Origin of the sequence: Nocardia neocaledoniensis, from assembly GCF_029868625.1 — a bacterium.
GTDB lineage: Bacteria > Actinomycetota > Actinomycetes > Mycobacteriales > Mycobacteriaceae > Nocardia > Nocardia neocaledoniensis_A.
In genome coordinates this window covers 15916-41813 of the sequence record NZ_JARWOJ010000133.1, presented here as the reverse complement: position 1 = coordinate 41813, position 25898 = coordinate 15916, and the positions used below count along the sequence as shown (strand labels likewise).

The following is a 25898-nucleotide window of genomic DNA, read 5'->3' as shown; positions in this document are numbered from 1 at the left end:
GCGCGGGTGCGGAGTTGGCGGGGCGATGTCGCGGAACGGTCCGACTACCATCACCTCGGTCATGTCGAAGTCCAGTCCGGCGAGCGTTGTACCGACAGCGGTACGCCGACCCAGGTTGTCCCGTCGACGTCGGGAAGTTCGGTGCCCAATGCGGTGAGCCGATCGGCAAGACGCTGAACCGACGTGCGGCTCGGCGACCACTGCTCGTCGACACCGAGCTCGTTGCGGATGCCCTGTTCGGCGCTGTAGGGCAGGCTGGTGATCGGCTCGAGCTGTAGCGGATCGCCGACGACGACAGCCCGCTGTGTGCGCCAGAGCGCGCCGACTGCGCTCTGCGGGGTGGCCTGTCCGGCCTCGTCGATGAGGAGCCAACCCAGCGCTTCCCGACCCAGATGACTGAAAAGGCGCCCATAGGACGCGAACGTCGTCGACACCACGGGCACCACGAGGAACAGGCTCTGCCACGCTGCCTGGGCCGCCTCCTGCGGGATGGTTCGAGGCGCGGCCCCGGAGAGCAGGTCCACCGCCGCCTGCAGGTTACGGCGCATCGTTGATGCGGTGTGCTGCAAGAACGTTCGGTGCAGTGTCAACGCGGCGAGAAACAGTTCGCTGCGGGCTCGGTTCCATTCCGGGTCGGTCCACAGCGCGGTGTGTTCGCGCCGCTCCCGTTCCTGCCACCACGTGCTGTCGGGGAAGTTTTTCCCCAACGAGGCGGCCGATTCGTCGAGCTGTCGGACGGTCGCCTCGAGCTCGCGCTCGCAGGTTTCCCGGGCTGATGCGTGCCTGGCTTCAGCGCGCAACGCGGCAGCGAGTTCCTCCTCGACAGCGGCGAGGTGCCGCTGCGCGGTGATCAGTGGCTCGTAGGTGATGCGCGTTCGGGGTGCCCCGCCCTCGAGGAAGCGTTGCGCCGCCGCCAGCTCGGCACTGGTGATCTCGACGGCGTGTGTCGCCCTGTCCACCTCGGCCTGAATCTCGCCCAACCGGGCCTGGGCTGCCTCCAGTTCTTCGCCTGCCTGGCTGATTTCGGCGGCGAGCCAACTATCTTGGCGTTCCCAGCTGCGTCCGGCAGCACCGAGAGTCCGCAGGCGCTGCCACTGGCCTGGGCGGCGCGCCTGATGTTCGGCCCGGGTCTGCCAGCGTCGACCGAGCTCGGCCTCCCATGAGCGAACTGCTCGTTCAGCGGTGGCCCAGCGACCCTCCTTGATCCGGTGCACCTCGGCCTGATGGTCGGCCAAGGTGCGTTCGGCGGTGTCGCGACGTGCGCGGGCCGCGCGCTCCTGCTCGGCGTGGCCTATTCGTGCGAGGCGTTCGGCCTCGATCTCGTGCCGGCTGATCGTCTGGATCGCGGTGGCGCGCTGCTCTCGCGCGGTCTCGATTCGCCGAACGGCCGCTGTGCACGCGTTCGCCGATTCGATCGATTCGGCGGTCAGCCGCGCCTTTCGGTCGATGTCTCGGTACGCGGTCAACCGCGCGTCTCGCAGCGCCTCCACCCGCGCGAGAGCCGCGCCGAACTCGGCGGTCTCCTCCGACCAGGGACGTTCGGGGCCGGACTGCTCGAATTCCTTGAGCCTGTGCAGCAGGCCCCGCCAGTCGTTGGCGGCGTCGGCCTCGTCGGGCTTGTGGTACCAGAACATGTCGGCGAAGCGGGAGCGATTCTCCTTGTTGCCCAGCCGTGCGGCCACCAGCGCCCATCCGGCCTGCGGGTCAGTGAGCGGCGGTGGCGGCGCGTCCTTGGGCATGAGCAATGCGGAGGCGATGTCGGCGAAATAGTCTGCCTCCGTGGCATGGTCGCGCCAGGCGTCGGCGATCGCGTCGGCGGCCGGTATCTCGTCGGTAACGTTCTCCACCGCACCGTTGTTGGCCGACGCGACGACGATTTCAAATCCGGTCAGCTGCGGTCGCCACGCGCGGACTACACGCGTGTACTGCCCTGTCTTCCACCGTGTTTCCGGCTGCGTGAAGGCGTCCATCGGGGCGGAGAGGGCCGCCAGCCGGCGAGCCCGGTCCGTAACGATCTCGGCGACGAGGTCGCGCAGCATGGTCGTCTTGCCCGTTCCGGGCGGCCCGTTGACGCCGACGACCCCGGCGCCCGGAATACCGAGCGCGGCGTTGACCGCCAGTTGTTGGTTGAGTGCGAGCGCGTGTTCGGGATCGCTGAGCCACCGTCCGCCGGGAACTCGATCCGGCGCTGCGAGCGCCAGTACCGTGCCCAGTTCCTTGCGCACGTCGGTTCGGGCGCCGGTGTGGATCTCCGCATCGGGGCGAAGGTAGTCGGCCAACGCGGTACCGATGTTCGCCTTGGCGGTCTGCTCGGCGACCAGCCGGAGATCGCCCATGATGAAGCTGTTGAGGAAGTCGGTCTCAGCGGCCCGTCCTGCGGTTCGACGAGAAACGATCTTGCTGTGGATGCGAATCTCGGTGTGGGGCAGCTCCGAGCCGATGCCGGTCGTAGCGACCGCCGAGCTCAGGCACGTGAGGAGACCGTCGACGTCGAGGACGCGCCGGGTCGGTTGTGGTGCTTCGGTCTCCGGTGGCGACGAGGGCTCCGCCGCGGTGACGAAGTCCCGCCACTCGCGGCTGAAGTCCATCGAGGAATCCTGGAAGTCGGCCACCCAATCGTGGTCCGGCCCGGCTCGCAGAACCTTCGCCACGGCCCACGCACAGCTGGACAGTACTTCTGAATCATCAACGGCACGACCATCTTCGGCGACCGCGAACGCAGCGATCGCACTGTCACCGGTCGGGCGCTCGTCGAAACTGTCAGGATCGGGCTCGAACACCGTCGCCAACAGATCGGTGGCTTTGTCGAGCTGGTAGACGCCCAAGTAGACGATGTGCTGCCACGCCTGGTGGGGTTTGAGCCGCCGGTCGGCGAGTTCGTGCGCCGGTTCCCAGGGCAGCGGTCGACCGTGCTCGACGGCAAAGACCAGACGCTCATGGTCCACCTTGTCGACCTTCTGCGGGTTGAACATCTCCGTCGTCAACCAAAAGTTGACAATATCCGCCCGCCTCGCGTCTGACGCCATCTCCGCCCCCGCCCTCGACTCGGTCTCAGCAGTTGGCAATCCTAGTGGACGTCCCCGGAACGGGCGCTATCTCCGTGTTCGAGCCATGGCACTCGTGACACCGACTGTGTAGTTGTCACTTTTGCGGAGGGGTGGCTGCGTGCTCGATGTATTGGGCGAGATCGGCGCAGTTGACGGGTCGGGTTGTGTCGACGAGGACGGTGGGGGCGAGTCCCAGAGGTGAGGCGTGCTCGGCCCATGTGTCCCAGTCGCTGGCCAGGCGTTGCGTGTCCTTGTACAGGGCGTCCCGTTGCCGGTTCTTGTAGCGGTCTCTGGCGACATGGACGGGGACTTCGCACCAGACTTCCGCGATACGGTCGGCACTCGCTGTCTCGATTCCGGCCTTGGCCCAGGCCAGATCGCGTGGCTTGAACCACCACGAGTCGATCACCACGGTCGCAGGAATTGCGCATGCGAGGGCCCATACCGTGTCCATCGCGATCCCGCCCGGTGCGGAAATATCGATGGGGTTCTCGATGCAGGTCGCCAGGGCTTCCTTGATGGCGTCCTTCGATAGGAACTGGGCGTTCAATGCCGGGGCGAGCGACCGGCCCAGTGTGTCTTGCCCGACCCTGGAAGTCCGTTGATCAGCACCAGGAGCTTGTCCACCAGGACATCATGCCGGAGGTTGTGCTGCGGGCCCCGGTGGTAAATGCAACCTGCAAATGAGATGCGGCTTGTCGCCATAGATCGTCATGTGGCTGACCACCATATCTGTCACCGGATCCTGCAGCAGTCCCGTCCGCATACGGCCCAGGCGTGTCCCGCGTGGTCGCGGCAGCACCATCCGGAATTCTGCCGGCTGCCTTCGGCTCGGCGATCACGATCCGTCCTGACAGGGGGATATTCTGCGCCGACAGGGTCATCGGCGGCGGAAGGGTCTGTGTTGAGCGACGATTCGTCGGATCAGGGAGCAGTGCCCGGCGCGTCGAGACGGGACTGGGCGCTGCGTGCCTCGACGCCGTCGCGTCTCGCGGTCGGGATCGTGGCTGTCGCGGTCGGGGCGCTGCTGTTCCTCGCGCCGATGCGGGTGCAGACCGTCGCGCTTGTCACCGGCATCGGGTTCGCGCTGGTGGGGGTTGTCGTCGCGCTGTTTCCCCATGGGGACGGGCGCGTGGGGTTGCCCGCGCGGGTGCTCGGCGGCGTGCTCGTGTTGCTCGGTGTGGCGATGGCGATCTGGCCGAGTGCCGGGGCACCGGGTCTCGCCTTCCTCATCGGTGCGGCGCTCATCGTGTACGGGTTGTTCGGCGTGTGGCAGGTGGTCGTGGGCGGGGACGCGCGGGCAGATCGGCGGATCAGCGCCGCGCTCACCGCGCTCGCGAGCATCACCGTGGGTGTCGTGGTGTTCGCCTGGCCGGTCCTCACCCTGGTGGTGTTCCGTTTCGGGGTCGCGGCGTGGTTCGTCTTCCTCGGACTGCACCTGCTGTTCACCACGCTGATCGAACGTTGCGCGCGGCACGGGGTCCGGCAGCGGCGCGGGTGGCCGCGTACGGTCGCCGCCGCGGCGGCACTGGTGCTCGCTGTGCTGCTCGCCTACGGCAGCGTGCGGGTGCTGTCGGGCGTGCCGCTCCCCGAACCGGGGCCCTTCTACACCGCGCCCGCGAACGTTCCCGCCGAACCCGGCAGGCTGCTGCGGTCCGAACCCATCGACGAGGGCGTTCCCGATGGCGCTCGGGGGTGGCGAATTCTGTACACGACAACGCATCCCGACGGCGGGGCGGCCGTGTCGAGCGGCACGATCCTCGCACCGGAGAATCCGTCGCCCGACCCGTATCCGCTGCTGACCGTGGCCCACGGAACCACCGGCATCGCACCGAAATGCGCCCCTTCCCTCGCCCCCGCACCGTTCGACGACGGCGCCGGAACCGCGCTGCGGGAGATGGTGACTCAGCACGGCTGGGTCGCGGTGACCTCGGACTACATCGGCCTCGGCACGCAGGGAACGCATCCGTACCTGGTCGGGGCGGCCGAAGCGCGCAATGTGCTCGACGCCTCGCGAGCCGCCCGGGAGTTCGACGAGATATCCACCACCGCCGACACCGTGGTCTGGGGCCACTCGCAGGGTGGCCAGGCCGCGCTGTGGACGGGACAGCTCGCCGCGACCTACGCCCCCGAATTCCGCGTCAAGGGTGTCGCCGCCTTCGCTCCCGCCGCCGACCTTTTCGGACTCGCGGAGGTCGACAAGACCGAGATCGGAGGCAAAACCGTCTCCGCCTATATCGCGGCCACGTGGAATCGCCTCTACCCCGAGCTGCGCCTCGCCGAACAACTCACACCGGGTTCGCGGCACGGGGTCGGCAAGATCGAGGACCTGTGTTTCAACGGCAAAGACGCGTTGCCCGCGCTGCTGCACGGCTCCCAGATCCCGAACCAGCTCTTTCCGGACCGGCTGCTCGACGGTGAATTCGGCGCCCGCCTGAAGGAGCAGACGCCCGTCGGTCCCTTTCCCGCGCCGGTTCTGGTCGCCCAGGGACTGTCGGACCCCCTCGTCAAGCCCGAACTGCAGCAAGCATGGGTCGACGCGCGCTGCGCGGCGGGCCTGCCGATCGATTACCGCACTTTCCCCGGTCTGAGTCACATGAGCCTCGTCGCCGCCGACTCACCCCTCACCCCGCAGCTCGTGCAGTGGACCCTCGACCGCTGGAACGGCCTCCCCCCGACCCCGACCTGCGGCGTGGAGTGAGCCGTTCAGTGGGTCGTCGGTGAACACCGATTGTGTTCACCGGATGTTTGCTTGCCAAGTGACATAGATATGCGTCAATATCGAGCTATGTCTAAGTCGGGGCTGCAGTTGACGGCGAGCGCGACGTGCGCCACCGAGCCGCTCGTGCGCGAACCCTTGACACCGGGTGACGCCGCCGAGCTCGCGGCGGTGTTCAAGGCGTTGTCGGACCCGGTGCGGCTGCGGTTGCTGAGCTTGGTCGCCAGCCGGGCCAGTGGCGAGGCGTGCGTGTGTGACATCTCCGACGGGGTCGAGGTCAGCCAGCCCACGATCTCGCATCACTTGAAGGTGCTGCGGGAAGCGGGGCTGCTCACCAGTGAGCGCCGGGCCTCCTGGGTCTACTACCGGGTGGTGCCGCAGGCGTTGGCGCGACTGTCGACAGTGCTGATCGACGGGGCCGCGGCGGTGGGCGCGTGAGCGCGACGACCACCTCCGCGCCGACCCCGGTGGTCGGCAAGCTCTCGACGCTGGATCGGTTCCTGCCCGTGTGGATCGGCGTCGCGATGGTCGCCGGCCTTTTGCTGGGTCGGCTGATTCCCGGCCTGGGTGACGCGCTGGGCGCGGTCGAGATCGACGGCATCTCGCTGCCCATCGCCGTCGGGCTGCTGATCATGATGTACCCGGTGCTGGCCAAGGTGCGCTACGACCGCCTCGACACCGTCACCGGCGACCGCAAACTCATGGCCGCGTCCTTGGCGCTGAACTGGATCCTGGGCCCGGCGCTGATGTTCGCGCTGGCCTGGATCTTCCTGCCCGACCTGCCCGAGTATCGAACGGGGCTGATCATCGTCGGGCTGGCGCGCTGCATCGCGATGGTCATCATCTGGAACGACCTGGCCTGCGGCGATCGTGAGGCCGCCGCCGTGCTGGTCGCGCTGAACTCGGTGTTCCAGGTGTTCATGTTCGCCGTGCTCGGCTGGTTCTACCTCTCGGTGCTGCCGGGCTGGCTGGGGCTGGAGCAAGCCCACATCGACACCTCACCGTGGGAGATCGCGAAATCGGTGCTGATCTTCCTGGGTATTCCGCTGGTCGCGGGCTACCTGACCCGGCGCCTGGGGGAGCGGGCCAAGGGCCGGGACTGGTACGAGTCGTCGTTCCTGCCCAGGATCGGCCCGTGGGCGCTGTACGGGCTGCTGTTCACGATCGTCATCCTGTTCGCCCTGCAGGGCAAGCAGATCACCTCCCAGCCGCTGGACGTGGTCCGGATCGCGCTGCCACTGCTGGCGTACTTCGCCCTGATGTGGGGTGGCGGTTACCTGTTGGGCGCCGTCATGGGCCTGGGCTACGCGCGGACGACCACCTTGGCATTCACCGCCGCGGGCAATAATTTCGAGCTGGCGATCGCCGTCGCCATCGCCACCTACGGCGCGTCCTCCGGGGAAGCGCTCGCCGGTGTCGTCGGTCCACTCATCGAAGTGCCCGTACTGGTGGCGCTGGTCTACGTCTCGCTCGCGCTGCGGAAACGCTTCTCCGACGACTCGTCGAACGTCACCGCCGCGGCGGTCGCGCCGGACTCGACGTCGTAACACCCTTTCCGGCAGCGGCGTTCAGACGGTGCCGACCACCCACGAGATACCCGATCAGAGGGACGACGTCATGACCGACAGCCCGCTCGTGCACGCACACCACCTGCGCCACGACCTCACCCTGGACCAGCAGCACGCGCTGAAAACGGCAGCGACGCGGCTGCACCGTGAGTTCGAGACCGTGTTCGGGTTGGAGACGATCGAACGATTCCTGCACTCTTCCTACGATCAGTTCGCCGGTCGTGCCACCGTGGTGAACTTCTTGCCGCTGCTGGCGGAGCGCTTCGCTCGCCAGCGTCTGCACGCGCTCGCTCGTGTCGAGGGCAAGGCGCACACCGGCAAGCCCACGGTGCTGTTCCTGTGCACCCACAATGCCGGTCGCTCGCAGATGGCGTTGGGCTTCTTCACCCACCTGGCCGGGGACAACGCGGTGGCGTGGTCGGGTGGTTCAGAGCCGGGCGATGAGATCAATCCAGCCGCGGTGGCCGCGATGGCCGAGGTCGGCATCGATATCACCGGCGAGTTCCCCAAGCCGTGGACCGAGGAGATCCTGCGGGCCGCCGACGTGATCATCACGATGGGATGCGGCGACGCGTGCCCGCTGTATCCGGGGCGGCGGTACGAGGAATGGCGACTCGACGATCCCGCGGGCCACGATGTCGCCGCTGTCCGGTCGATCCGCGACGACATCGAAACCCGAGTCCGCCACCTGCTGGCCGAACTCGACATCCCCACCACCTGATCCACTCCGCCGCCCACCGAAAGGCATTGCACCCCATGTCCACCACACCCAGCGTGTTGTTCGTCTGCGTCCACAATGCGGGCCGTTCCCAGATGGCCGCGGGCTTCCTCGGCGAGCTGGCCGGTGACCGGATCGAGGTCCGTTCCGCGGGGAGTGCTCCGGCCGCGACGATCAATCCGGCCGCGGTCGAGGCGATGTCGGAGGTCGGCATCGACATCACCGATCAGAAGCCGAAGATCCTCACCCCCGACGCCGTGGAGACCTCCACTGTGGTGATCACCATGGGCTGCGGCGACGCCTGCCCATACTTCCCCGGCGTGGTCTACCGGGACTGGGCCCTCGAGGATCCCGCGGGCAAGGGTGTGGAAGCGGTGCGCCCGATCCGCGACGAGATCCGCAAACGTGTCGAGGAACTGATCGCCGAGCTGCTGCCTGCCGACGTCTGATCGAGGGTTCGAACCCGCAGTGCCTCGCCCCCGCACACCCGAGGCGCTACCTGTTTCCAAGCCCCCGAATTGTCGGTGCGAAGGCTTGCATCCGGTACCCGGGTACAGGGTTACCGTGGATTCATGACGATTTCGCCGACACCGTCCGACTGGGTGCCGGACGCGTGCACGCTACCCACCGTCGAGCAACCGATCCGGGTGGCCGAGTTCGACCGATTCTTCGCCGAATCGGTGCGTCAGATCGACAGGCCCGCGCCGACCCGGCTCACCCTCCATGTGGTCGAGGGCGCCGAAGAGGCGGGCCGGGACCTCGCCGCTCGGGAGAGGAGTTGCTGCTCGTTCTTCACCTTCGGCTTCGACACCGCCGATGCCGGGACGGTGATGACCGTCGATGTTCCGGCCACCTATGTCACGGTGCTCGACGCGTTCGCGGGCCGGGTCGCTGCCGCGATCGGTGCGGATCAGCGATGAGCGCGAGGCTGCGCACCAGCGAAGTAGCCGCGGCCGCGGGTGTGAACACGCAGACACTGCGCTACTACGAGCGTCGCGGCCTGCTGGCCGAACCCGAGCGCACACTCGGCGGGCAACGGCTCTATCCCGAGCAGGCGGTGACCGTGCTGCGCGTGATCAAGGCCGCCCAACGCCTCGGGTTCACCCTCGACGAGATCGCCGAACTCCTGGCGGCCACCCACCGCGGCCGCCGACGAGCCGAGGCCGGATTGCAGGCCCGTGCCACGAAGAAACTAGCCGAGATCGACACCGAACTGGCCGAGCTGACCGCGATCCGCGACACCCTGCGAGCCGCCGTGGCCGCAGGTTGTGACGATCTGCTGACGTGCGGCGAGAGCCCGACGTGCCCGGTGCCGTTCGAACCCACGGACCGTACCGTCACCGCCGGCTCACCTCAGGCGATCGAAGTGTCCTCGCCCGTGGCGTCTTGTGATCAGCACGTGGCGCATGACCCGGGCGGCCGGCTGCCCCGCTGAACGCCCTCCGAATTGTCGACAGCCGAACGCCGTTCGAGGAGAACGGTGTCGCGCCAGACGCCGCCGAGCACGGCGATGCGTTCGCGAACACCCACGGTGCGGAAGCCGGCCGCATGGTGCAGGGCGATGCTCGCCCGGTTCTCGGGGAAGATCGAGTTCTGTAGTGTCCACAGCCCGTCCGAGTCGGCGGCGATGACCTGCCGGTGTAGCAGAGCCTTCCCGACGCCACGTCCGCGAGCCCGCTCAGCCACATACACCGAGGTCTCGGCGACCCCGTCGTAGCACTCGCGTGCCGAGACCGGCGACAGCGCCGCCCAGCCGACGACGACGCCGTCGATCTCGGCTACCCAACGATGGCCGGGTAGCCAGGTGGCGTCGAGGTGGGCCTCGGTCGGGACTTCGGTGGCGAATGTGGCGTTGCCGGTGGCGATTCCCTCGCGATAGATGCGGCGGACATCGCTCCAGTCGTCGGCGGTCAGCGCGCGCACGGCGACGTCGGCCGGGAGGTCGACCGGGCAGCAGGGACGCGCCGCGAGCACACCCATCACCGCGTCGGCCGCATGGGGCAAGCCCGTGCAGCAGGCGGGGTTGACGGTGACGACGGTCGATGTCCCGGCCTTGTGCACCCTGACGAATCCGACCTCGGCCAGCTTCTTGACGTGGTGTGACACCGTGGCCTGGCTGATCCCGAGCGTGTCGGTCAACTCGCCCACCTTGATCCCGGACGGGTGGGTCGCGACCAGGTGCAGCAGGCGCACCCGGGTCGGATCGGCGAGGCAGGCGAACCACTCGGCGTAGATGGTGGCGTCGTCGATCGAGACGGTGTCGGTGCGTGGCGTGGTGTCCGCGCGCACGACGGGCATGTCCAGTGACGTCATGAACGCAGTATATCGACGATGATCGATGGTTGCATTCATCGATGTCACTCGATAGAGTTCGAGGCGATAAATCGATGGGTGTCGATGAATGGAGCGTCTGATGACTGATCTGCCTGTTGTCGTGGTCGGAGCCGGCCCGGTGGGCCTGGCCGCCGCTGCCGAGCTGCGTGAACGTGATGTGGACGTGGTCGTGTTCGAGCGCGGATCGCAAGCGGGTGCCGCGGTCGCGCAATGGAATCACGTGCGGTTGTTCTCCCGGTGGGCCGAGCTCATCGCCCCCGCCGCACGTCGACTGCTCGCGGCCACCGCCTGGACCGCCCCGGCCGACGAGGACTACCCGACCGGACAGGACTGGGCCCACCACTACCTGGTCCCCCTGGCCGCGGCCCTCGGTGACACGGTCCGCTACGACACCGAGGTCATCGGCCTCGCCCGCCGCGGCCGTGACCGTGTCGTCGACGCGGGACGCGACACCGAGCCGTTCTCGGTGCACGTGCGCCGGGGCGATGGCACCGAGGAGCGGATCGCCGCCCGCGCGGTCATCGATGCCTCGGGCACCTGGGGCTCGCCGAATCCGCTCGGGGGAGAGGGCCTTCCCGCACTCGGCGAACGCGTCAGCGACGCGGTGACCTACCGGGTGCCCGACGTCGACACCGAACGTGAGCGTTACCAGGGCAAGCACACCGTGATCGCGGGCAGCGGGCACTCGGCGCTGACCGCGATCGTCGCGCTCGCTCAACTCGCCGGCGAGCCGGGCACCCGGCTGACCTGGATCCTGCGTCGCGGACAGACCGATGCCACCTTCGGCGGCGGCGAGGCCGACGAGTTGCCCGCCCGCGGCGCCCTCGGCTCGCGGGCGAAGAAGGCCGTCGAGGACGGGCTGCTCGACGTCGTGACGGGATTCCGCACCGCGGCCATCGAATCCGACGCCGACGGGCGGGTCGGCCTGATCGCCGACGACGGGCGGCGGCTCGGCGACATCGACAACGTCATCGCGTTGACGGGTTTCCGGCCCGAGCTGTCGTGGCTCTCGGAGGTGCGCCTGGAGCTCGACCCGGTCCTGCAGGCCCCGATCCGGCTCGCGCCCCTGATCGACCCGAACGTGCACTCCTGTGGGACCGTCTACCCGCACGGCGCCGCCGAACTGTCCCACCCGGAACCGGGCCTCTACCTGGCGGGCATGAAGAGCTACGGTCGCGCACCGACCTTCCTGGCGATGACCGGCTACGAACAGGTTCGCTCCGTCGCCGCCGAACTCGCCGGCGACCACGAATCCGCCGCCCGAGTCGAACTCAGGCTCCCGGAAAGCGGGGTGTGCGGTGGCGCAGGCGTTTTCGATGACCCCGAGGGCGCGGCGAGCTCGGGCGGCTGCTGCGCGCCCGCACCGGAAGTGCTGACGCTGAGCGCGCCTTCGCTCGTCCGCTGACGATCCATGTCGACGGCAACGGCGCCGTGGACCGCGACGGCTGAGGCCGCCGGTCTGCGGCGCCGGGTCCTGATCACGCTGTGCCTGACCGAGATCACGAGCTGGGGCATCCTCTATTACGCCTTCCCCGTGCTCTCGGTCTCGATCGCGACCGATACCGGATGGTCACCGTCCGCGATCGCCGGGGCGTTCTCGCTGAGCCAGCTCGCCGCCGCGCTCACCGGTATTCCCGTGGGGCGCGTTCTGGACCGGGTCGGTCCGCGCGCGGTGATGACCGGGGGATCGGTACTGGCGGTGCCCGCCCTGATCATGGTCGCGCTGGCACCGAACGCGCCGGTGTTCTACCTCGGGTGGCTCGCGGCGGGAGTCGCGATGGGCGCGGTGTTGTATCCGCCCGCGTTCGCGGCCCTGACCCGCTGGTACGGGACCGGCCACGTCAAGGCGCTGATGATCTTGACACTGGCCGGTGGCCTGGCCAGTACCGTCTTCGCGCCCGTGACCGCCGAACTGGCGCGCCACACCGATTGGCGGGCGGCCTATCTCGTGCTGGCGGCAGTCCTCGCGATCGTCACGGTGCCGGGGCACGTGTTCGGGCTCGCCGGGCCATGGCCCCCCGCTCCTGCACCCGCCACCGCCGTCGAAGCGGATCACCGCGGAATCGTCCGCAGCCCTGCCTTTCTCGCGTTGATCATCTCGCTGAGCCTGGGTGCCTTCGCCGCGGTCGCCGCGGTGTTCAACCTGGTGCCTTTGCTGATCGAACGCGGATTCTCGCCCGCCTTCGCGGCGGTGACCCTCGGTCTGGGCGGAGTGGGACAGGTGCTCGGCCGGATCGGCTACCTGCCGCTGGTCACCCACACCGGCACCCGCACCCGCATCGTCGGCACCTTCGCCGCGACGGCCGTGGCGACAGCGCTACTCGGCGGGGCGACAACGGCGTTCGCGCTGATCACGGTGTCGATGGGCGCCGGCCTGATCCGCGGGATCATGACCCTGGTCAAGGCGACGGCCGTCACCGATCGGTGGGGTGCCACCCATTACGGTCGGCTCACCGGCCTCATGTGGGCGCCGATCGTCATCGTGACGGCCCTGGCCCCGTGGGCGGGAACCGTGCTGGCCACCTGGACCGGCAGCTACGCCCGCACCTATCTCCTCTTGGCCGCGATCGCCGCGGTGTCGGCCGTGTTCGCGCTGGCGACCTCTCCGCGCGACCCGAGACCTGCTGATGGGTAGGTGGCGGATGCCGCGGTGTCACGTATATTTCAGCCGATGCAGGAACAACCGGTGATCTCGCGGTGGTCCGGCACCGGGCGTCTGCGGCCGGGGGTGCTCGAGATCGAGGGGCCGCTGGGAAGTCTGCCGCGGCATGCTCACCACTCTGTGCAGGTGGCCGTCGCCCATCAGGGGACCTTCGTCATCGAGGATCTCCAGGGCCGTCGGCGACGGACGAACGCGGCGATCGTGCCCGCCGGTCAGCCGCACGCGTTCCGGGCCGCGGGCGCCTGGGGCGTCGTCGCACACGTCGAGCCCCGGTCCCGCCTGGGTGCCGAGCTGCTCGCGCTGGTCGACGATCCGTCCAACGCCGGCGCCTGGCATCACGCCGGACAGGCCATGACCAAGGGCCACACCGCGTATGAGGAAGGGCGCCTGCGCTTTCCGGCACCCACCGCGCATGCTTCGCTGCATCCGGCAGTCGCCGCCGCGTGCACGCGCTTGCAGGCCGAGCTGGACTCACGACCCGTCCGGCTGCGCGACCTCGCCGCGGCGGTTCATCTGTCGGAGAGCAGGCTGTCCCATCTCTTCGCCCAGGACCTCGGCATCACCTTTCGGGCGTATGTCAGATGGCTCCGGCTGCTGCGGGCGACCGCGGCGGTCGCGCAGGGCGAGTCGCTCACCGAGGCAGCGCATCTGGCGGGTTTCACCGACAGCTCCCACCTCACGAGGACATGTCGCCGAACCTTCGGCGGCCCGCCGACCGCGTTCAGCACGATCCGGTGGGAGATCTCGCCGATCTAGCAGGTTGGTCCAATCCGGGACAGCGGGACAGCGGCGAGGCTGGAGCAGACCGGAAAGGAACTGCTCGTGACCACCTCACCCCACCTCGACTCCTTCACACCGGACGGCGGCGGCCCCCGGCTCAGCTCGGTCCACTGGGCCCCGAGCGGGCACCCGAGGGCCAGCGTCGTCATCATGCACGGTCTCGGCGAGCACGCCGCCCGCTACGACAGCACGGCCCGGATGTTCACCGCGGCCGGTTTCTCCGTGCTCGCCCTGGACTACGAAGGGTTCGGGCGATCCGAAGGACGCCGCGGCGACGTCCGATACCAGTCGACGGCGCGGGCCGTGGACCATCTCATCGCACACGAGCGTGCGCGGACAGGCGGCGCACCGGTGGTGCTGTACGGCCACAGCCTGGGCGGGCTCTACGCGTTCCTCTACGCGGCGGACCGGCCGCGCACCGAGCTGGCCGCGGTGGTGGTGACCGGACCCGCTTTCGACTCGGAGCTGCGCAATCAGCGGGTCAAGGTGGCCGTGGTCAGGAGCCTCGGCCGCGCTGTCGGCACCCTGAGCTTGCCGAACGGGCTGCGGTTCGAGCGTGTCAATCGCGACCCCGCCGTCGTCGCCGAACGGTACGCCGATCCCTTGATCCATGGGCGAGCGACCGCGCGTTTCGCGATCGACGTCCTGGCCCAGATGGATCGCGTGGCGTCGGCCGCCACTCGTGTCGCGGTACCACTGCTCGTGGTGCACGGAGACGCCGATCTGATCAATCCGCTCGCCGCCAGCCGCCGGGTGGTCGACCTCGTGCCGTCGGCGACGCTGCGGACCTGCCCGGGCGTCTACCACGGGGTGGAGGATGAACCCGAGGGGCCGGCGATCCTGGCCGAGGTCATCGCCTGGATCGACCGGACGCTGCGCGGCGAGCGGCCCGACACCGCGGCGGAGTAGCGGCGGTGTCGAGGTAGGGCTGCGCCCGGGTTCACGCACGCGGCTGTGCGCGAACGGTTTCCCGGTTCGGGGAAGCCGCCGGCGCGGTGCTGGGCCAGGTCCAGGCGTACCGCAGGATGAGGGCGAGGAGGACGACCTCCAAGACGATGCCGAGGCCGTAGAAGTACAACCAGGACGCCCCGAGCGCGTTGAAGGCCGTGACGGGGATGTAGAGCGCAGCCACGAGGAGGTTCGCGACGCGGTTCACCCTGGCGGGCAAGGTGATCGACAGCACGACCATCAGGATCGGGACGGCCATGAGGGTCAGCGCGGTGGTCGAAAACGTCTGGGAGAGAGCGAATTCGAAGACCCTGCCGGCGAGGATGTCTTCGATGACGCCGGGCGTGAAGAAGTTGAGGATGTCCACGTAGACATAGAGGAACATGAAGCTCGTCCACGTGGCGGCGAGCTTGGCTCGCACCGGCATCGGCTGGTCTTCCAGAGGTCGTGTTCGCATGTTGGGCTCCCTTGCGGTGCGGATCGGTAGATCTACGATCGCTGTGCCCGGCGGCGGACGCACCGGCCCCGAGGCTCGGGTTCACCTGGCCGATGGGATGATCGCCGTCTCGTACTTTCGGCGGGTACGGCAAGGGGGTGCCGATCCCTATGCTGAAGCCGTGGTCACTGTCCGGCGCTCCCTCTGGCACGAGCCGCGGCCTGCCGGCGCCCCACCCCTCGGTCGGCTCGACTGGCTGCTGGTGGGCGTGTTCGTGGCCGCCGCCTCGGTCGAGGGGATCGTTAGGCCGGGCTCGGCCTGGCGACCCCTGGAGGTGGTGCTCGCCTCGGCGCTGGTGCCGGCCCTGCTCTGGCGGCGGAGCCGACCACTGACGGCTGCCCTGCTCGGGTGGGCCGTCGCCGGGCTGCTCTCGGTCGTCCAGCTGGCCGCGCACGCCGGGGACCTCGGCCTCTACGCCATGATGGCCGTCCTGGTCCTGCTCTACGCCCTGGTGCGGTGGGGCTCGGGACGGGAGATCGTCTGCGGGATCGCGTTCGTGACAGTCGTCGTCGCCCTGGGGATGTACGCCTCCGCCGCGGGCTGGGCCGACGTGTTCGGCGGAAGCGTCCTCCTGCTGTTGTTCGTCGCCCTCGCGGCGGTGTTCCGCTACCGCGCGGACCTCTGGCATCGCCGACAGCGCGAGATCCGCAACCAGGAGCGGGTGGCGCTGGCGCGCGAGCTGCACGACATCGTGGCCCACCACGTCTCGGCCATCGCGGTGCAGGCGCAGGCCGGTGGCGTGATCGCAGGCAGCCGGCCTGAGAAGGCCGCCGAAATCCTGGCCGCGATCGAGTCGGAGGCGTCGCGAACGCTGGCGGAGATGAGATCCATGGTGCGGGTGCTGCGCGAGGATGACGCCGTCGCCTACACGCCGCAGCCGGGTGTCGCGGACCTGCCCGCCCTGGCTCGCGCGGGCACGACGCCCGCTGTCGAGGTGTCGCTGGACGGTTCGTTGCCCCGCCTGGCACGGCCCGTGGACGCCGCGCTCTACCGGCTCGCGCAGGAGTCGCTGACCAACGCCGTGCGGCACGCCAGGAACGCGACCCGGGTCGGGATCGTCGTACGCCACGAGGGTGACATCGTCACACTGCGCGTCAGCGACGACGGACAGACCGAGCCGGGGCCGGTCCCGGAGCCCGGATTCGGCCTGCTCGGCATGGCCGAACGCGCCCAGCTCCTCGGCGGATCGCTCGCCGCGGGTCCGGGTCCCGACGGCGGCTGGGTGGTCGAGGCTTCGCTGCCTGTGGAGATGCCGGTATGAGCATCCGTGTTGTCGTCGCCGACGACCAGGACCTGGTCCGGACCGGGCTGGTGATGATCCTCGGCGCGCAACCCGGCCTCGAGGTCGTGGGAGAGGCGGCCGACGGGCTCGCGGCGCTCGACCTGGCGACCCGGCTGCGTCCCGATGTCCTCCTCGTCGACATCCGGATGCCCGGCCTCGACGGTGTCCAGGTGACGCGGCGTCTGGCCGGACCGGACGTCACGCACCCGATGGCGGTCGTCGTGATCACCACCTTCGACCTCGACGAGTACGTCCTCGGCGCGCTGCGCGCCGGCGCCCGTGGGTTCCTGCTCAAAGACGCCGGACCGGAGCTCCTCGTGCAGGCCGTCCGCGCGGCGGCCGACGGGGACGCGCTGATCGCCCCGAACGTGACCCGCCGGCTGCTGGCCACCTTCGCCGACCAGACGCCGCAGCGACCTGTCCAGCCCATCGACCCGCTCACCCAGCGCGAGGAGCAGGTGCTCGCGCTGGTGGCACGCGGCCGGACCAACGCCGAGATCGCCACCGAGCTCTTCGTCGGCCTGAGTACGGTCAAGAGCCACGTCGCTTCCTTGATGAGTAAGCTCGGCGCCCGCAACCGCGTCGAGATCGCGATGTGGGCCTACGACACCAGGCGCGTACGAGCCGATTAGCGGGTTCCCGTGCCGGTCGCTGCGTTCCGCGGGTACGCGACTTTTCAGGGTGAACCTCCGGGGCTTTCCGGAATCGGGAGACCGAAACATGTTGCTACGGTCCGTGCATGACGCGAAGGCGGGGCTTCTCCGGCCAGAACTGGCGGGCAGCGATGACGGCAGGGCGTGTGGGCGACAGTTCTCACGGATCGGCCGAAGTAGCGTGGTTCTTCGCGATCGCCATCGTGCTGTGCTACGCGCTGTCGGTACCGATGGTCTTTCGGCTCGTCCCCACGGATGTCGACAACCTGATCGTTCCGATCCTGCAGCTGACCCCGCTGCTCGCCGCGATCATCATGTGGCTCGCTCGACGACCCGGCACGTTCCGGGAGACCTTCGCCACCGGGTGGCGGGGCGCCCCCGGGTGGGCCTCCATCGGCATCGGCCTCATCGCCGCGATCGCCGCGATCCAGACCGGTATCGCACTGGCCCTGGGGATCTGGCCGCTCAACCCGCTCGACGAGATCGCGGCGGCGACGGTATGGGTCGTTCCGGTCTTCCTCATGCAGTCGGTCTTCGCGATCGGCGAAGAGTTCGGCTGGCGCGGCTGGCTGGCGACCCGCGCGGCGTCCTGGGGATTCTGGCCACTGGCCCTCGTCAGCGGCGCGGTCTGGATCGTCTGGCACCTTCCGGTGCTCGCCGTCATCGGCGATCGCCCACCGTGGGACATCGTCATCTATTTCGCGGGCATGCTGCCGTGGGCGCCGCTGCTGCTCGCCCTTCGGTGGCGATCGGGCAGTGTCTGGCCGGCCGTCCTGGCACACGGAGCGATCAACAGCGTCCGGGTGTACCTGCTGCAATCCGTTCCCGACGCGACCGATCATCTTCTTGTCGAGGTGATCGGCTGGCTACTGACGCTCGCCGCGGCGGTGTGGCTGATGCGCAGGAGCCCGGCACCAGTCGTTCAGGGAGCCAAGCGAACTCACGCTCTTCCGAATCCCGGCGGCGAAGAGCGAGCAGCCGAGCAGCCCTGACCAAGCCTGCGGCACGAGTGCCGTCGTCCACGCGGGAATCGGACCGCTGGAGTCTGGTGTCCATGTCGATCACCAGTAGTGGGGTGTGAGGCCCCAGGAGTCGAATTCGGCGGTGAGCAGAGTGCGGAGGGCGGCGCGGGTGGGGAAGCGGTCGGGATCGGCGGCGGTGACGGCGAGGGTGACGGTGTGGCCGTCGGTGGAGAAGGACAGGTTCACGCCGGCTTCCACTCGGCGGAACATGGCCGGGTCGTTGACGCAGACGACCGGGCGCATGAGGACCTCCGCCGCCCGGTGGCCGCCGAGATCGGCTACCCCCGAGGCTGTTTCGCCGAGGTTGGTGCACAGGCACTCCGGGGCCTTGGCGGTGCGGGCGAAGTGGTGCAGGACGACCCGGGGCAGGATCATCTGCAGGGGTTGCAGGTGCTGGAGGGCGGGGGTCGTCGCCGGGTCGCGGTAGGCGGTCGCCGCGCGCTTGACCGCCGCCCTGATCGCGCCGAGGTCGACGCGGTCGGCTGCGCGGTAGCGGACCGAGATCGGCAGGCCGGTGGTGGCATTCGCGCGCGGGTCGTTCGCGGTGCGCATCGAGTGCGGGATGTCGACGCGGATGTCGGCGGCGTCGCCGACGCGGCCACTGCGGCCGAGCAGGCCGGCACCGAGCGCGATCAGCAGACCATTGGTGGTGCCCGCGTGCGTTGCCGCGACGGAGTCCCACTGGTCGAGGTCGAGCCGCACGACGATGTCCGCGGGCGCCCACTGCTCGGGGAGCGGCAGCCGGTGGGTCGCGGGGCGGGGAGTGCGTGCGGGTTCGGTGACGGCGCGCGCCGAGTAGGCCGCGCGGATGCCTCGGGCCACCGCGCTGAGCTGCGCCCCGGCATCGGAAAGGTCGGCGCTCAGCGTGTTCTGGGGTGCGACGCCCACCAAGCCACCGGAGCTCGCCGAGCGGTCGGGCGTCTCGTCGCGGTCCAGGCGGGCCAGCGCGTCACCGACCGCGAACAGCACCGCGCCACCGTCGGAGGCGACATGCGAAGTCACCAGGGACACCAGCGTTCCGCCCGCCGTGGTCGGGGCCGCGGACAATCGCCACACCAGGCCGGCCTCGGGGTCGAAATCCACCCGGCTCTGGGCGAAGTACCAGTCGAGGATCTCGTCGTCGGCGACGGGCTCCGAGTCCCAGCCGAGGGGCAGCGATTCCGGAGCCGGAAGCCAATAGGGCCTGGCGAACGGCACCCGGGTGCGCTGGACCCGGCGAGCCAGGAAGCCGAGGGCGAGGTGGGCGTGGAAGCGGTCGAGCAGGTCACGGTCCAGCGGTTCGTCGAACCGCCAGGCCAGCTGATTGACCAGGGCGTTGCCGTAGAGTCCGTGCAACTTGAGGAACAGATCGTCATCGGCGGTGAGCCGGTTGACGGCGGCGACGGGGGCGACAGCGGGAGCGGTGCGCGTCATGGTGGCTCCTCTCAACGAGCGCGCAGAGTACGAACGGTCAGGGGCGCGAACACGGCGACGACGACGAGCGAAGCTACGATCGACCAGCCCGCGTCGGCACCGACCGTCCCTTCCTCGGCGAGCGTGCGCACTGCCGACACCAGGTACGACACCGGGTTGTAGTCGGAGACGTGGCCGAGCCAGGTGGGCATCGACGCCTCGGGCACCAGGGCGTTCGAGGCGAAGCTGAGGAACGTCAACACGAGCATCGACAGGCCCTGCACAGCGGCGGGCCGCGAGACGGTGACCCCGATGAACGCGAACAACCAGCTGATCGCGGTGGTCGCCACCACCACCAGCGCGGCGCCGGCGAGGAAACTCACCGGGTGGGCCGGCCGGTAGCCCATGGCGAAGCCGACGAGCACCACCGTGGTCGCGGCGATGACATACCGCGTCGCCCCGGCCAGCAGCGCTCCGGCGACCGGTGCGGAGCGGGCGATGGGCATGGCGACGAAGCGGTCGAACACGCCGGACCGGATGTCCTCGGACAGCTGGACCCCCGTCGCGACGGAGGAGGTGAGCACGATCTGCACCAGCACGCCAGGGACGAGAATCGGCAGATACGCCTGCGTGCTGCCCGCGATGGCCGTGCCGAAGATGCTGCCGAACAGCAACGGCCCGACGATGGGCAGCAGCAGGGCGTCGTAGAGCAGCTGCGGACTGTGGCGGAAGGTGAGCAGGCCGCGCCACGCCATGAGCAGCGACTGGGTCAGCGAGGCGCGCAGGCTGACGTGGGTGACGCGGGGACGGCGCTCGATCGGCGGCGCGGTGCGCCCGACGATGGTGACGGTCATGGTGGTCCTCGGCTTCCGTGATCAGGCGGCGGCGCGCGCCGTGCCGGTGAGAGCGAGGAACACCTCGTTCAGGTCGGGTCGGTCGACGGCGAAGCCACGCAGGGTGATGCCGGCGCCGCGGCAGGCCGCGACGATGTCGGCGGCGGTGCCCGCGTCGGCGAGCGCGACGGTCAGCACCCCGGCGGACGAGCCCTCGGGCACCTCGCCGGTGAGACCGGCGACGATGGCCTCGGCGTGCGCGGACTGGGCCACGTCGGCGAGTTCCAGCCGCAGCACCTGCTCACCGATCGCGGACTTGAGTTCGGCGGCGGTGCCCTCGGCGACGACGGTGCCGCGGTCGATCACCGCGATCCGGTCGGCCAGGGCGTCGGCTTCCTCGAGGTACTGGGTCGTGAGCAGAACCGTCGCACCGCGGGCGACGAGCTTGCGGATTATGCCCCACATGCGGTCGCGGGTGTGCGGGTCCAGGCCGGTGGTCGGCTCGTCGAGGAAGATCAGCGGGGGATCGGTGATCAGCGTCGCGGCCAGATCGAGCCGCCGCCGCATGCCACCGGAGAACCGGCCGACCGGGCGATCGGTGACCGCGCTCAGTTCGAACTCCGCGAGCAGTTCGATGCTGCGCGCGGCGGCCTCGCGGCGGGAGAGCCCGAGCAGTCGGCCGAACAGGCGCAGATTCTCCCCGGCGGTGAGGGTTTCGTCGACGGAGGCGTACTGGCCGGTGAGCCCGATCATCGAGCGCACCGCGGTGGCCTCCCGCACGATGTCGTAGCCGAAGATCTCGGCGCTGCCGCGATCGGGACGCAGCAGGGTGGCCAGCATCCGCACCGTGGTGGTCTTGCCTGCGCCGTTCGGGCCGAGCAGGGCGAAGACGGTGCCCGCCGCGACGGTGAGGTCGACCGCGTCCACGGCCGTGAAGTCGCCGTAGGATTTGCCGAGTCCGGTGATCCGGATGGCGATGTCGGGGTTCATGGCATTCTCCCTGCGGCGTCGATGAATTCGGGCACGAGCGGAGCCAGTGCCGCGACAGCGTCGGCGGCGCGCTCGACACCGTCGGTGGTGAAGGTCGTGGCGTAGTCGGTGCTCCGGCGGCGCACCTCGGGGGTCGTGACGCGGTCGAGCAGCGAGGCGAGCCGCGCGGCGGTGAGTGTGCGGGCCGGGGTGGTCGCCGCCAGTCCACGTCGCCGCAGTGCCTGTCCCCAGTAGGGCTGGTCGGCCTGAACCGCGCAGATCACCTGCGGCACACCGGCTCTCAATGCGGCGGCGGTGGTGCCCGCGCCGCCGTGATGCACCGCGGCGACGCACTGCGCCAACCCGGGGGCGGGGCCGACCTGGCCCACCACGGCCAGGTCGGCGTCCATGTGGGGTGCGATGGCGGCCCACCCCGAGGCCAGCAGGAGCCTGCTGCCGCGGCGCACGCAGACCTCCCGCAGCATGGCGACGAACTCGACGGGATCGCCGACATCCATCGAGCCGAACCCCACGTAGACGGGTGCGGAACCGGCGGCCAGCCACCGGTGGACCGCCGTCGTGGCATCGCCACCGGAGGTGGGATCGGTCGGCGCCGCGGCGAGGAAACCGTCGGCGTCGACCGGAAATCCGGTGAACGGTCCGGGCAGCTCGTCGCGCAGGCCGGGGAACAGCGCGGGGTCGTACGCCTGGATGCGCACTCGGACGGGTGGTTCGCCCGGCGTCAGCACCGGGGCCAGCGCGGCGGCCCGCGCGCGGGCCAGCGCCGACCACCCCCAGCGGTGCACGACGCCAGGGACCCGCTCCGCCCACCGCGCCGGAACGACCGGGACGACCGTGTTGGCCTGAATGGGGAAGAAATGCATCGCCGCGAACGGCCGCCCCGTCTCGCGCGCCACCGCCGCGGCGGCCTCCTCGCCCGCCATACCTGCCACCATCACATCGTGACCGGCCACGAGTTCGCGCAGGTCGGCGACCATCTCCGGCACCCCGCGCCGCTGCAGGTCGAGCACGGCCCGCGCGCGTGACCACGGATTGTGGGAACCGAGTCGAGGGTCTCCGCGCTGGGCGCGCAGCAGCTCGGCGCTGTCCCGGCCGAACGGAACGGCGGGTACCCCGCGCTCGGTCGCGAAGTCGACGAGGTTCTGCGCGAGCGCGAGGGTCACCTCGTGCCCGCGGGCGCGCAGGGCGCGCGCCAGCAGGATACCGGGCTGTGCGTCGCCCCGGCTGCCGGTGAAAGCCAACAGTGCTCGCATCGGTTCACACCGCCTGCGCGACGACCGGCGCCGTGACGGGCGCGAGCGCGTCGAGGTGGACCGCCGCCGTGATCTCCGAGAGCGCCTCGCCGAAGGCGGTGAGGAACTCGTCCATCACCTCGGCGGGCAGGCCCGCGGGGTAGCGGGTGGAGACGTAGAGGCCGTCGGCGGCGCGCACGATCCACAGGAACACCTCGTCGCTCGAATACGATTCGGCCCGCAGGGTACGTCCGCGCAGGTCCGCGACCAGCTCGTAGCCGGGTAGCACGCGGATGTCGAGGAACGAGATGCCGAACCGGGGCGTGTCCCGCACACCGAGGATGTCCAGGACGCGGCACCACGACGCGTCGTTGGCCGTCCGCGACCGGCGCAACGCCGTGCGTGTGCTCTCCATCGCCGCGGTCATCCCCGCACCCGCCTCGAGCCGGATGTCGACCGGGACGACATTGACGAACCAGCCCATCGCTTCCAGCCAGCGCAGGTCGGGCCGGGTGGCGATCGGCATCACCGTGCGCATCCGCTCCGTGCCGAACCGGCGCTGATGGGCCACGGCCAGTGCGGCGAACACCGCCACCGACATCCGATGCCGCACCTGGTCGAGGGCTGCCTCGATCTGCTCGAGCCGGTCGAGCGCGATCACCCGCCGCGACACACTCGGCTGCGCGAGTTCGGCGGCCACGGGCCGGTGCGCGTGCGGGGCGAACCGTGGCATGGTGCCGTCGTCGCCGGCGAGGAACTCCCGCCAGACCGCCACGGCGGGCGACTCGGTGTCGAGCTGGGCGGCGGCGGCCCGTTCGGCGACCGCGAAGTCCGCGGGGCTACCGAACGTGGCCGATTCACGTGGCCGCGCGCCCGCCAGCACCTCGCTGTAGAGGGTGCGCAGCTCCAGAATGAGGATGGCCTGGGAGTAGGCGTCCAGCACCGAGTGGTCCGCGGCCACCAGCACGGTGAAGTCCGCGGTCGCGGTGTGTTCGACGGTCACGGCGAGCAGATGCGGCCACACCAGCGGTGACAGGCGCAGTTCCAGTGCACCGCAGAGGAATTCGTTGATACGGGCCCCGTCGGTGTGTCCGTCGACCACCTGTTCGGCGATGTCGACCGCGGTGGCGGGCGCGAGGAGCCTGCGGGGCTCGCCCTCGCCGTCGGCGCGCACCGTCGTGCGCAGCCCTTCGTGCCTGGCATGCCAGCGGCGCAGGGTCTCGCGCCACGCGGCGCGATCGAGCGGAGCGTCCATCTCGAAGACGGTGCCGATCCAGCGGCCACGGCCGGGCCGCGGGTCGGCGGGGTCGATGCTCGCGCAATAGCCGGCGTGCACGCTGGACAGTGGTCGGTCGTCGGGCTGCCACGCGTCCGCGGGGAGTTCCGGCGTCCAGAGCGACAACGTGCCGGAACGAATCTCGAATTCGGACAAATGGGTGTATTCCATGACCGGTTCACCTCGTGACGAATACCTGCCGGAACGGCAGAAGGTGGATTCGAAAAAGAGGGGGCACGTCGATGTGTCACCACTGGTGCGCGGGTACTTCGGCGGCAGATGTTCCGGGAAGTCTCGGCGGATCTGATGCTATAACCGGGAGGTCGGAATTCATGCCTGTGACAGCCGTCACCGGTTTCGCTGAACAAAACTCCGCCGCGCGCGCTCATCGACGAGGACGTGATGGACTGCGGCTGTCCCGCAGAATATTTCGGATGGAATCAGTCGTGCACAGTATTGTCCGCCGATATTTTTGTTCATCCGAAGCCGGCGCGCGTTGTCGCGGTCATCACAGCGCGAGTGGCCCGTTGTCCTGTGCTGTTCTCCCGCCGTTCATCCTGCGCATGGCCGGCAGCGAGTGATCCGCCGGAATCGGGGCGTCCTCAGTGCGTCGTCCCCGCATCGCCGCGAAGGGCCAAGTCGCGCAGGCGGAGCCAATCGATCGTCGGCGGTGCGGGCGGCGCGCTCGGCCGGTTCCGCGGCACCCGGACGCGCAGCGCGCCCCGCTCGATGACGCAGCGTACGGGCGTGTCGAACCGGCGGGATTCACCGTCGACGCCGACCGGGATCTGCGGCGCGTCAGCGTCGACATCGACCTGCGTGGTGGTGTGCTGGGTGAGCCCGCGGCCGCGGGTGTGCCGGAGGAGACCGACCGCGTCGCGGGTGCCCGCGACGGAGACGGTGACCGCGCCGAGCATGCCGAGATCGAGCCGATCGCGGCGGTTGAGGCCGGCGAGATCGCCCGTGCGGTACGGATTGTTGCTCACCAGGATCGCCTGCGGCCCGGCGACCGTCGTGCCGTCGATCCGGGCGACGAGCCGGTGGCCGGTGTGGCCGGCGAGCAGATCGGGCAGTAGGTGCAGGACCGTCGCGGTCTTGTCGTCACGGTAGGCGGGACTGCGCACGATCTCGGCGTAGACGCCGAACGACGCGTTGTTGATGAACGGCAGGCCGTTGATGCGGCCCAGGTCGACGCGCAGTTCCGCGCCGTCACGGAGCGCGTCGAGCCCGGCGGCCGGATCATCGCGATCCAGGTGGAGGTCCATCGCGAAGTGGTTCCGTGTCCCGGCGCTGATCACCAAGAACGGGAGATCGTGCTCGGCCGCGACACCGGCCACCAGCGCCTGGGTCCCGTCACCGCCCGCGACTCCGAGCAGGTCGGCGCCCCGCGCGACGGCCTGCCGGGCCAGCTCCTCGATATCGACCTCGCCGTCGAGCAGCGCTACTTCCGCGCCCAGCTCTTCGGCGCGGCGACGCAGGTCGTACTTCTCGACCTTTCCGCCGCCGGACCGCGGATTCATGATCAGGAACGGGCGCCGGGCCGGCGGGGCAGGCACGGCGGACGCGGCGGGTGATGGTCGGGCGCGCAGCGCGACGCGCGCGCAGGCCACCGCGAGCAGGGCCGCCGCGACGGCGAGCACCACCACCCACAGCAGCCGGGCCCGGACGAACACGATCACGACGACAATCGGCGTGAGCGCCGCGATCGCCAGCGCCACCCAGCGCAGCAGTCCGTACCTGGTCAGGAACCAGTACAGCGCGGCGATCGTGACGACCACGCCGCCGGTACCGACGATCAGCACACCGAGGGTTCCCGCCACGCCCGCGAACAGGATCGGGATCGCCGCTGTCAGGGCCGCGAACACGAAGGCGCCACGCGCCGACCAGCTCCGGAGCCGCGTTCCGGAGTCGCCGCTCATCACCCGGCCCATCGTGGCACAGGGCGG

The 25898-nt window shown here is 69.8% G+C and carries 24 protein-coding genes; 14 read left to right on the top strand and 10 right to left on the bottom strand.

All coding sequences use genetic code 11. The features are described from left to right. Positions 1-59: 59 nt before the first annotated feature. Positions 60-2984, bottom strand: coding sequence for an AAA domain-containing protein (locus tag QH270_RS09770; protein ID WP_280340287.1), 2925 nt, complete (start codon positions 2982-2984; stop codon positions 60-62). Between the two features lie 157 nt (positions 2985-3141). Next, a complete protein-coding gene (locus QH270_RS09765; RefSeq protein ID WP_280340285.1) occupies positions 3142-3597 on the bottom strand; it encodes a hypothetical protein in 456 nt (151 codons plus the stop codon). Between the two features lie 354 nt (positions 3598-3951). Here QH270_RS09765 and QH270_RS09760 point away from each other — a divergent pair, with 354 nt between their 5' ends. The 7 genes from QH270_RS09760 (at position 3952) to QH270_RS09730 (ending at position 9487) form a co-directional block, all read left to right on the top strand. Then, positions 3952-5748 carry a lipase family protein gene (locus tag QH270_RS09760; protein ID WP_280340284.1) on the top strand — a complete coding sequence of 599 codons (1797 nt, stop codon included), beginning with the start codon at positions 3952-3954 and terminating at the stop codon, positions 5746-5748. An 87-nt stretch (positions 5749-5835) separates the two neighbouring features. After that, positions 5836-6204 (top strand): ArsR/SmtB family transcription factor, encoded by a 369-nt coding sequence (locus QH270_RS09755; RefSeq protein WP_280340282.1) that lies wholly within the window; start codon positions 5836-5838, stop codon positions 6202-6204. Further along, positions 6201-7313: an ACR3 family arsenite efflux transporter gene (gene arsB, locus QH270_RS09750; RefSeq protein WP_280340281.1), complete on the top strand. Its 1113-nt coding sequence runs from the start codon at positions 6201-6203 to the stop codon at positions 7311-7313. The genes QH270_RS09755 and arsB overlap by 4 nt, the downstream gene beginning before the upstream one ends. Before the next feature lie 70 nt (positions 7314-7383). Beyond that, positions 7384-8055, top strand: a complete 672-nt coding sequence (locus QH270_RS09745; RefSeq protein WP_280340280.1) for an arsenate reductase ArsC — start codon at positions 7384-7386, stop codon at positions 8053-8055. A 35-nt stretch (positions 8056-8090) separates the two neighbouring features. Continuing rightward, positions 8091-8501, top strand: coding sequence for an arsenate reductase ArsC (locus tag QH270_RS09740; protein ID WP_280340278.1), 411 nt, complete (start codon positions 8091-8093; stop codon positions 8499-8501). Positions 8502-8624: 123 nt separating this feature from the next. Beyond that, positions 8625-8972 (top strand): hypothetical protein, encoded by a 348-nt coding sequence (locus QH270_RS09735; protein ID WP_280340277.1) that lies wholly within the window; start codon positions 8625-8627, stop codon positions 8970-8972. Then, entirely contained in the window at positions 8969-9487 is a 519-nt protein-coding gene (locus QH270_RS09730; RefSeq protein WP_280340275.1) for a MerR family transcriptional regulator, read from the top strand. Before QH270_RS09735 ends, QH270_RS09730 begins: the two co-directional genes overlap by 4 nt. On the opposite strand, the gene QH270_RS09725 is transcribed toward QH270_RS09730, so the two are convergent. Then, complete coding sequence (locus tag QH270_RS09725) at positions 9445-10365, bottom strand: helix-turn-helix domain-containing GNAT family N-acetyltransferase (RefSeq protein ID WP_280340273.1); 921 nt, start codon at positions 10363-10365, stop codon at positions 9445-9447. The genes QH270_RS09730 and QH270_RS09725 overlap by 43 nt on opposite strands. Positions 10366-10465: 100 nt before the next feature. Here QH270_RS09725 and QH270_RS09720 point away from each other — a divergent pair, with 100 nt between their 5' ends. From QH270_RS09720 to QH270_RS09705, 4 genes are all read left to right on the top strand, one after another. Further along, positions 10466-11791 (top strand): FAD-dependent oxidoreductase, encoded by a 1326-nt coding sequence (locus tag QH270_RS09720; protein ID WP_280340272.1) that lies wholly within the window; start codon positions 10466-10468, stop codon positions 11789-11791. 6 nt (positions 11792-11797) lie between these two features. Next, on the top strand, positions 11798-13021 hold the full coding sequence (locus QH270_RS09715) for an MFS transporter (protein WP_280340270.1): 1224 nt from the start codon (positions 11798-11800) through the stop codon (positions 13019-13021). A 36-nt stretch (positions 13022-13057) separates the two neighbouring features. Beyond that, complete coding sequence (locus QH270_RS09710; RefSeq protein WP_280340269.1) at positions 13058-13804, top strand: helix-turn-helix transcriptional regulator; 747 nt, start codon at positions 13058-13060, stop codon at positions 13802-13804. Positions 13805-13870: 66 nt separating this feature from the next. Further along, a complete protein-coding gene (locus QH270_RS09705; RefSeq protein WP_280340268.1) occupies positions 13871-14737 on the top strand; it encodes an alpha/beta hydrolase in 867 nt (288 codons plus the stop codon). Positions 14738-14768: 31 nt separating this feature from the next. Here QH270_RS09705 and QH270_RS09700 read toward each other — a convergent pair whose 3' ends face one another. After that, positions 14769-15233 (bottom strand): DUF6326 family protein, encoded by a 465-nt coding sequence (locus QH270_RS09700; RefSeq protein ID WP_280340267.1) that lies wholly within the window; start codon positions 15231-15233, stop codon positions 14769-14771. Between the two features lie 160 nt (positions 15234-15393). On the opposite strand from QH270_RS09700, the gene QH270_RS09695 reads away from it, so the two are divergent. The 3 genes from QH270_RS09695 (at position 15394) to QH270_RS09685 (ending at position 18199) form a co-directional block, all read left to right on the top strand. Further along, the gene (locus tag QH270_RS09695; protein WP_280340266.1) at positions 15394-16533 is read left to right on the top strand and encodes a sensor histidine kinase; all 1140 of its coding nucleotides are present in this window, start codon (positions 15394-15396) and stop codon (positions 16531-16533) included. Next, positions 16530-17186 (top strand): response regulator transcription factor, encoded by a 657-nt coding sequence (locus tag QH270_RS09690; protein WP_280340265.1) that lies wholly within the window; start codon positions 16530-16532, stop codon positions 17184-17186. Before QH270_RS09695 ends, QH270_RS09690 begins: the two co-directional genes overlap by 4 nt. 107 nt (positions 17187-17293) lie before the next feature. Further along, positions 17294-18199 carry a CPBP family intramembrane glutamic endopeptidase gene (locus tag QH270_RS09685; RefSeq protein ID WP_280340264.1) on the top strand — a complete coding sequence of 302 codons (906 nt, stop codon included), beginning with the start codon at positions 17294-17296 and terminating at the stop codon, positions 18197-18199. A 69-nt stretch (positions 18200-18268) separates the two neighbouring features. Here the strand turns inward: QH270_RS09685 and QH270_RS09680 are convergent, their stop codons facing one another. The 6 genes from QH270_RS09680 to QH270_RS09655 form a co-directional block, all read right to left on the bottom strand. Further along, entirely contained in the window at positions 18269-19642 is a 1374-nt protein-coding gene (locus tag QH270_RS09680; RefSeq protein ID WP_280340263.1) for a hypothetical protein, read from the bottom strand. 11 nt (positions 19643-19653) lie between these two features. Further along, positions 19654-20475, bottom strand: coding sequence for an ABC transporter permease (locus tag QH270_RS09675; RefSeq protein WP_280340262.1), 822 nt, complete (start codon positions 20473-20475; stop codon positions 19654-19656). A 21-nt stretch (positions 20476-20496) separates the two neighbouring features. Next, positions 20497-21444 (bottom strand): ATP-binding cassette domain-containing protein, encoded by a 948-nt coding sequence (locus tag QH270_RS09670; protein ID WP_280340261.1) that lies wholly within the window; start codon positions 21442-21444, stop codon positions 20497-20499. Beyond that, positions 21441-22697 carry a glycosyltransferase gene (locus QH270_RS09665; RefSeq protein ID WP_280340260.1) on the bottom strand — a complete coding sequence of 419 codons (1257 nt, stop codon included), beginning with the start codon at positions 22695-22697 and terminating at the stop codon, positions 21441-21443. Before QH270_RS09665 ends, QH270_RS09670 begins: the two co-directional genes overlap by 4 nt. 4 nt (positions 22698-22701) lie before the next feature. Further along, a complete protein-coding gene (locus QH270_RS09660; RefSeq protein ID WP_280340258.1) occupies positions 22702-24123 on the bottom strand; it encodes a condensation domain-containing protein in 1422 nt (473 codons plus the stop codon). Between the two features lie 431 nt (positions 24124-24554). Continuing rightward, positions 24555-25871 (bottom strand): diacylglycerol kinase family protein, encoded by a 1317-nt coding sequence (locus QH270_RS09655; RefSeq protein WP_280340257.1) that lies wholly within the window; start codon positions 25869-25871, stop codon positions 24555-24557. Positions 25872-25898 lie beyond the last annotated feature (27 nt).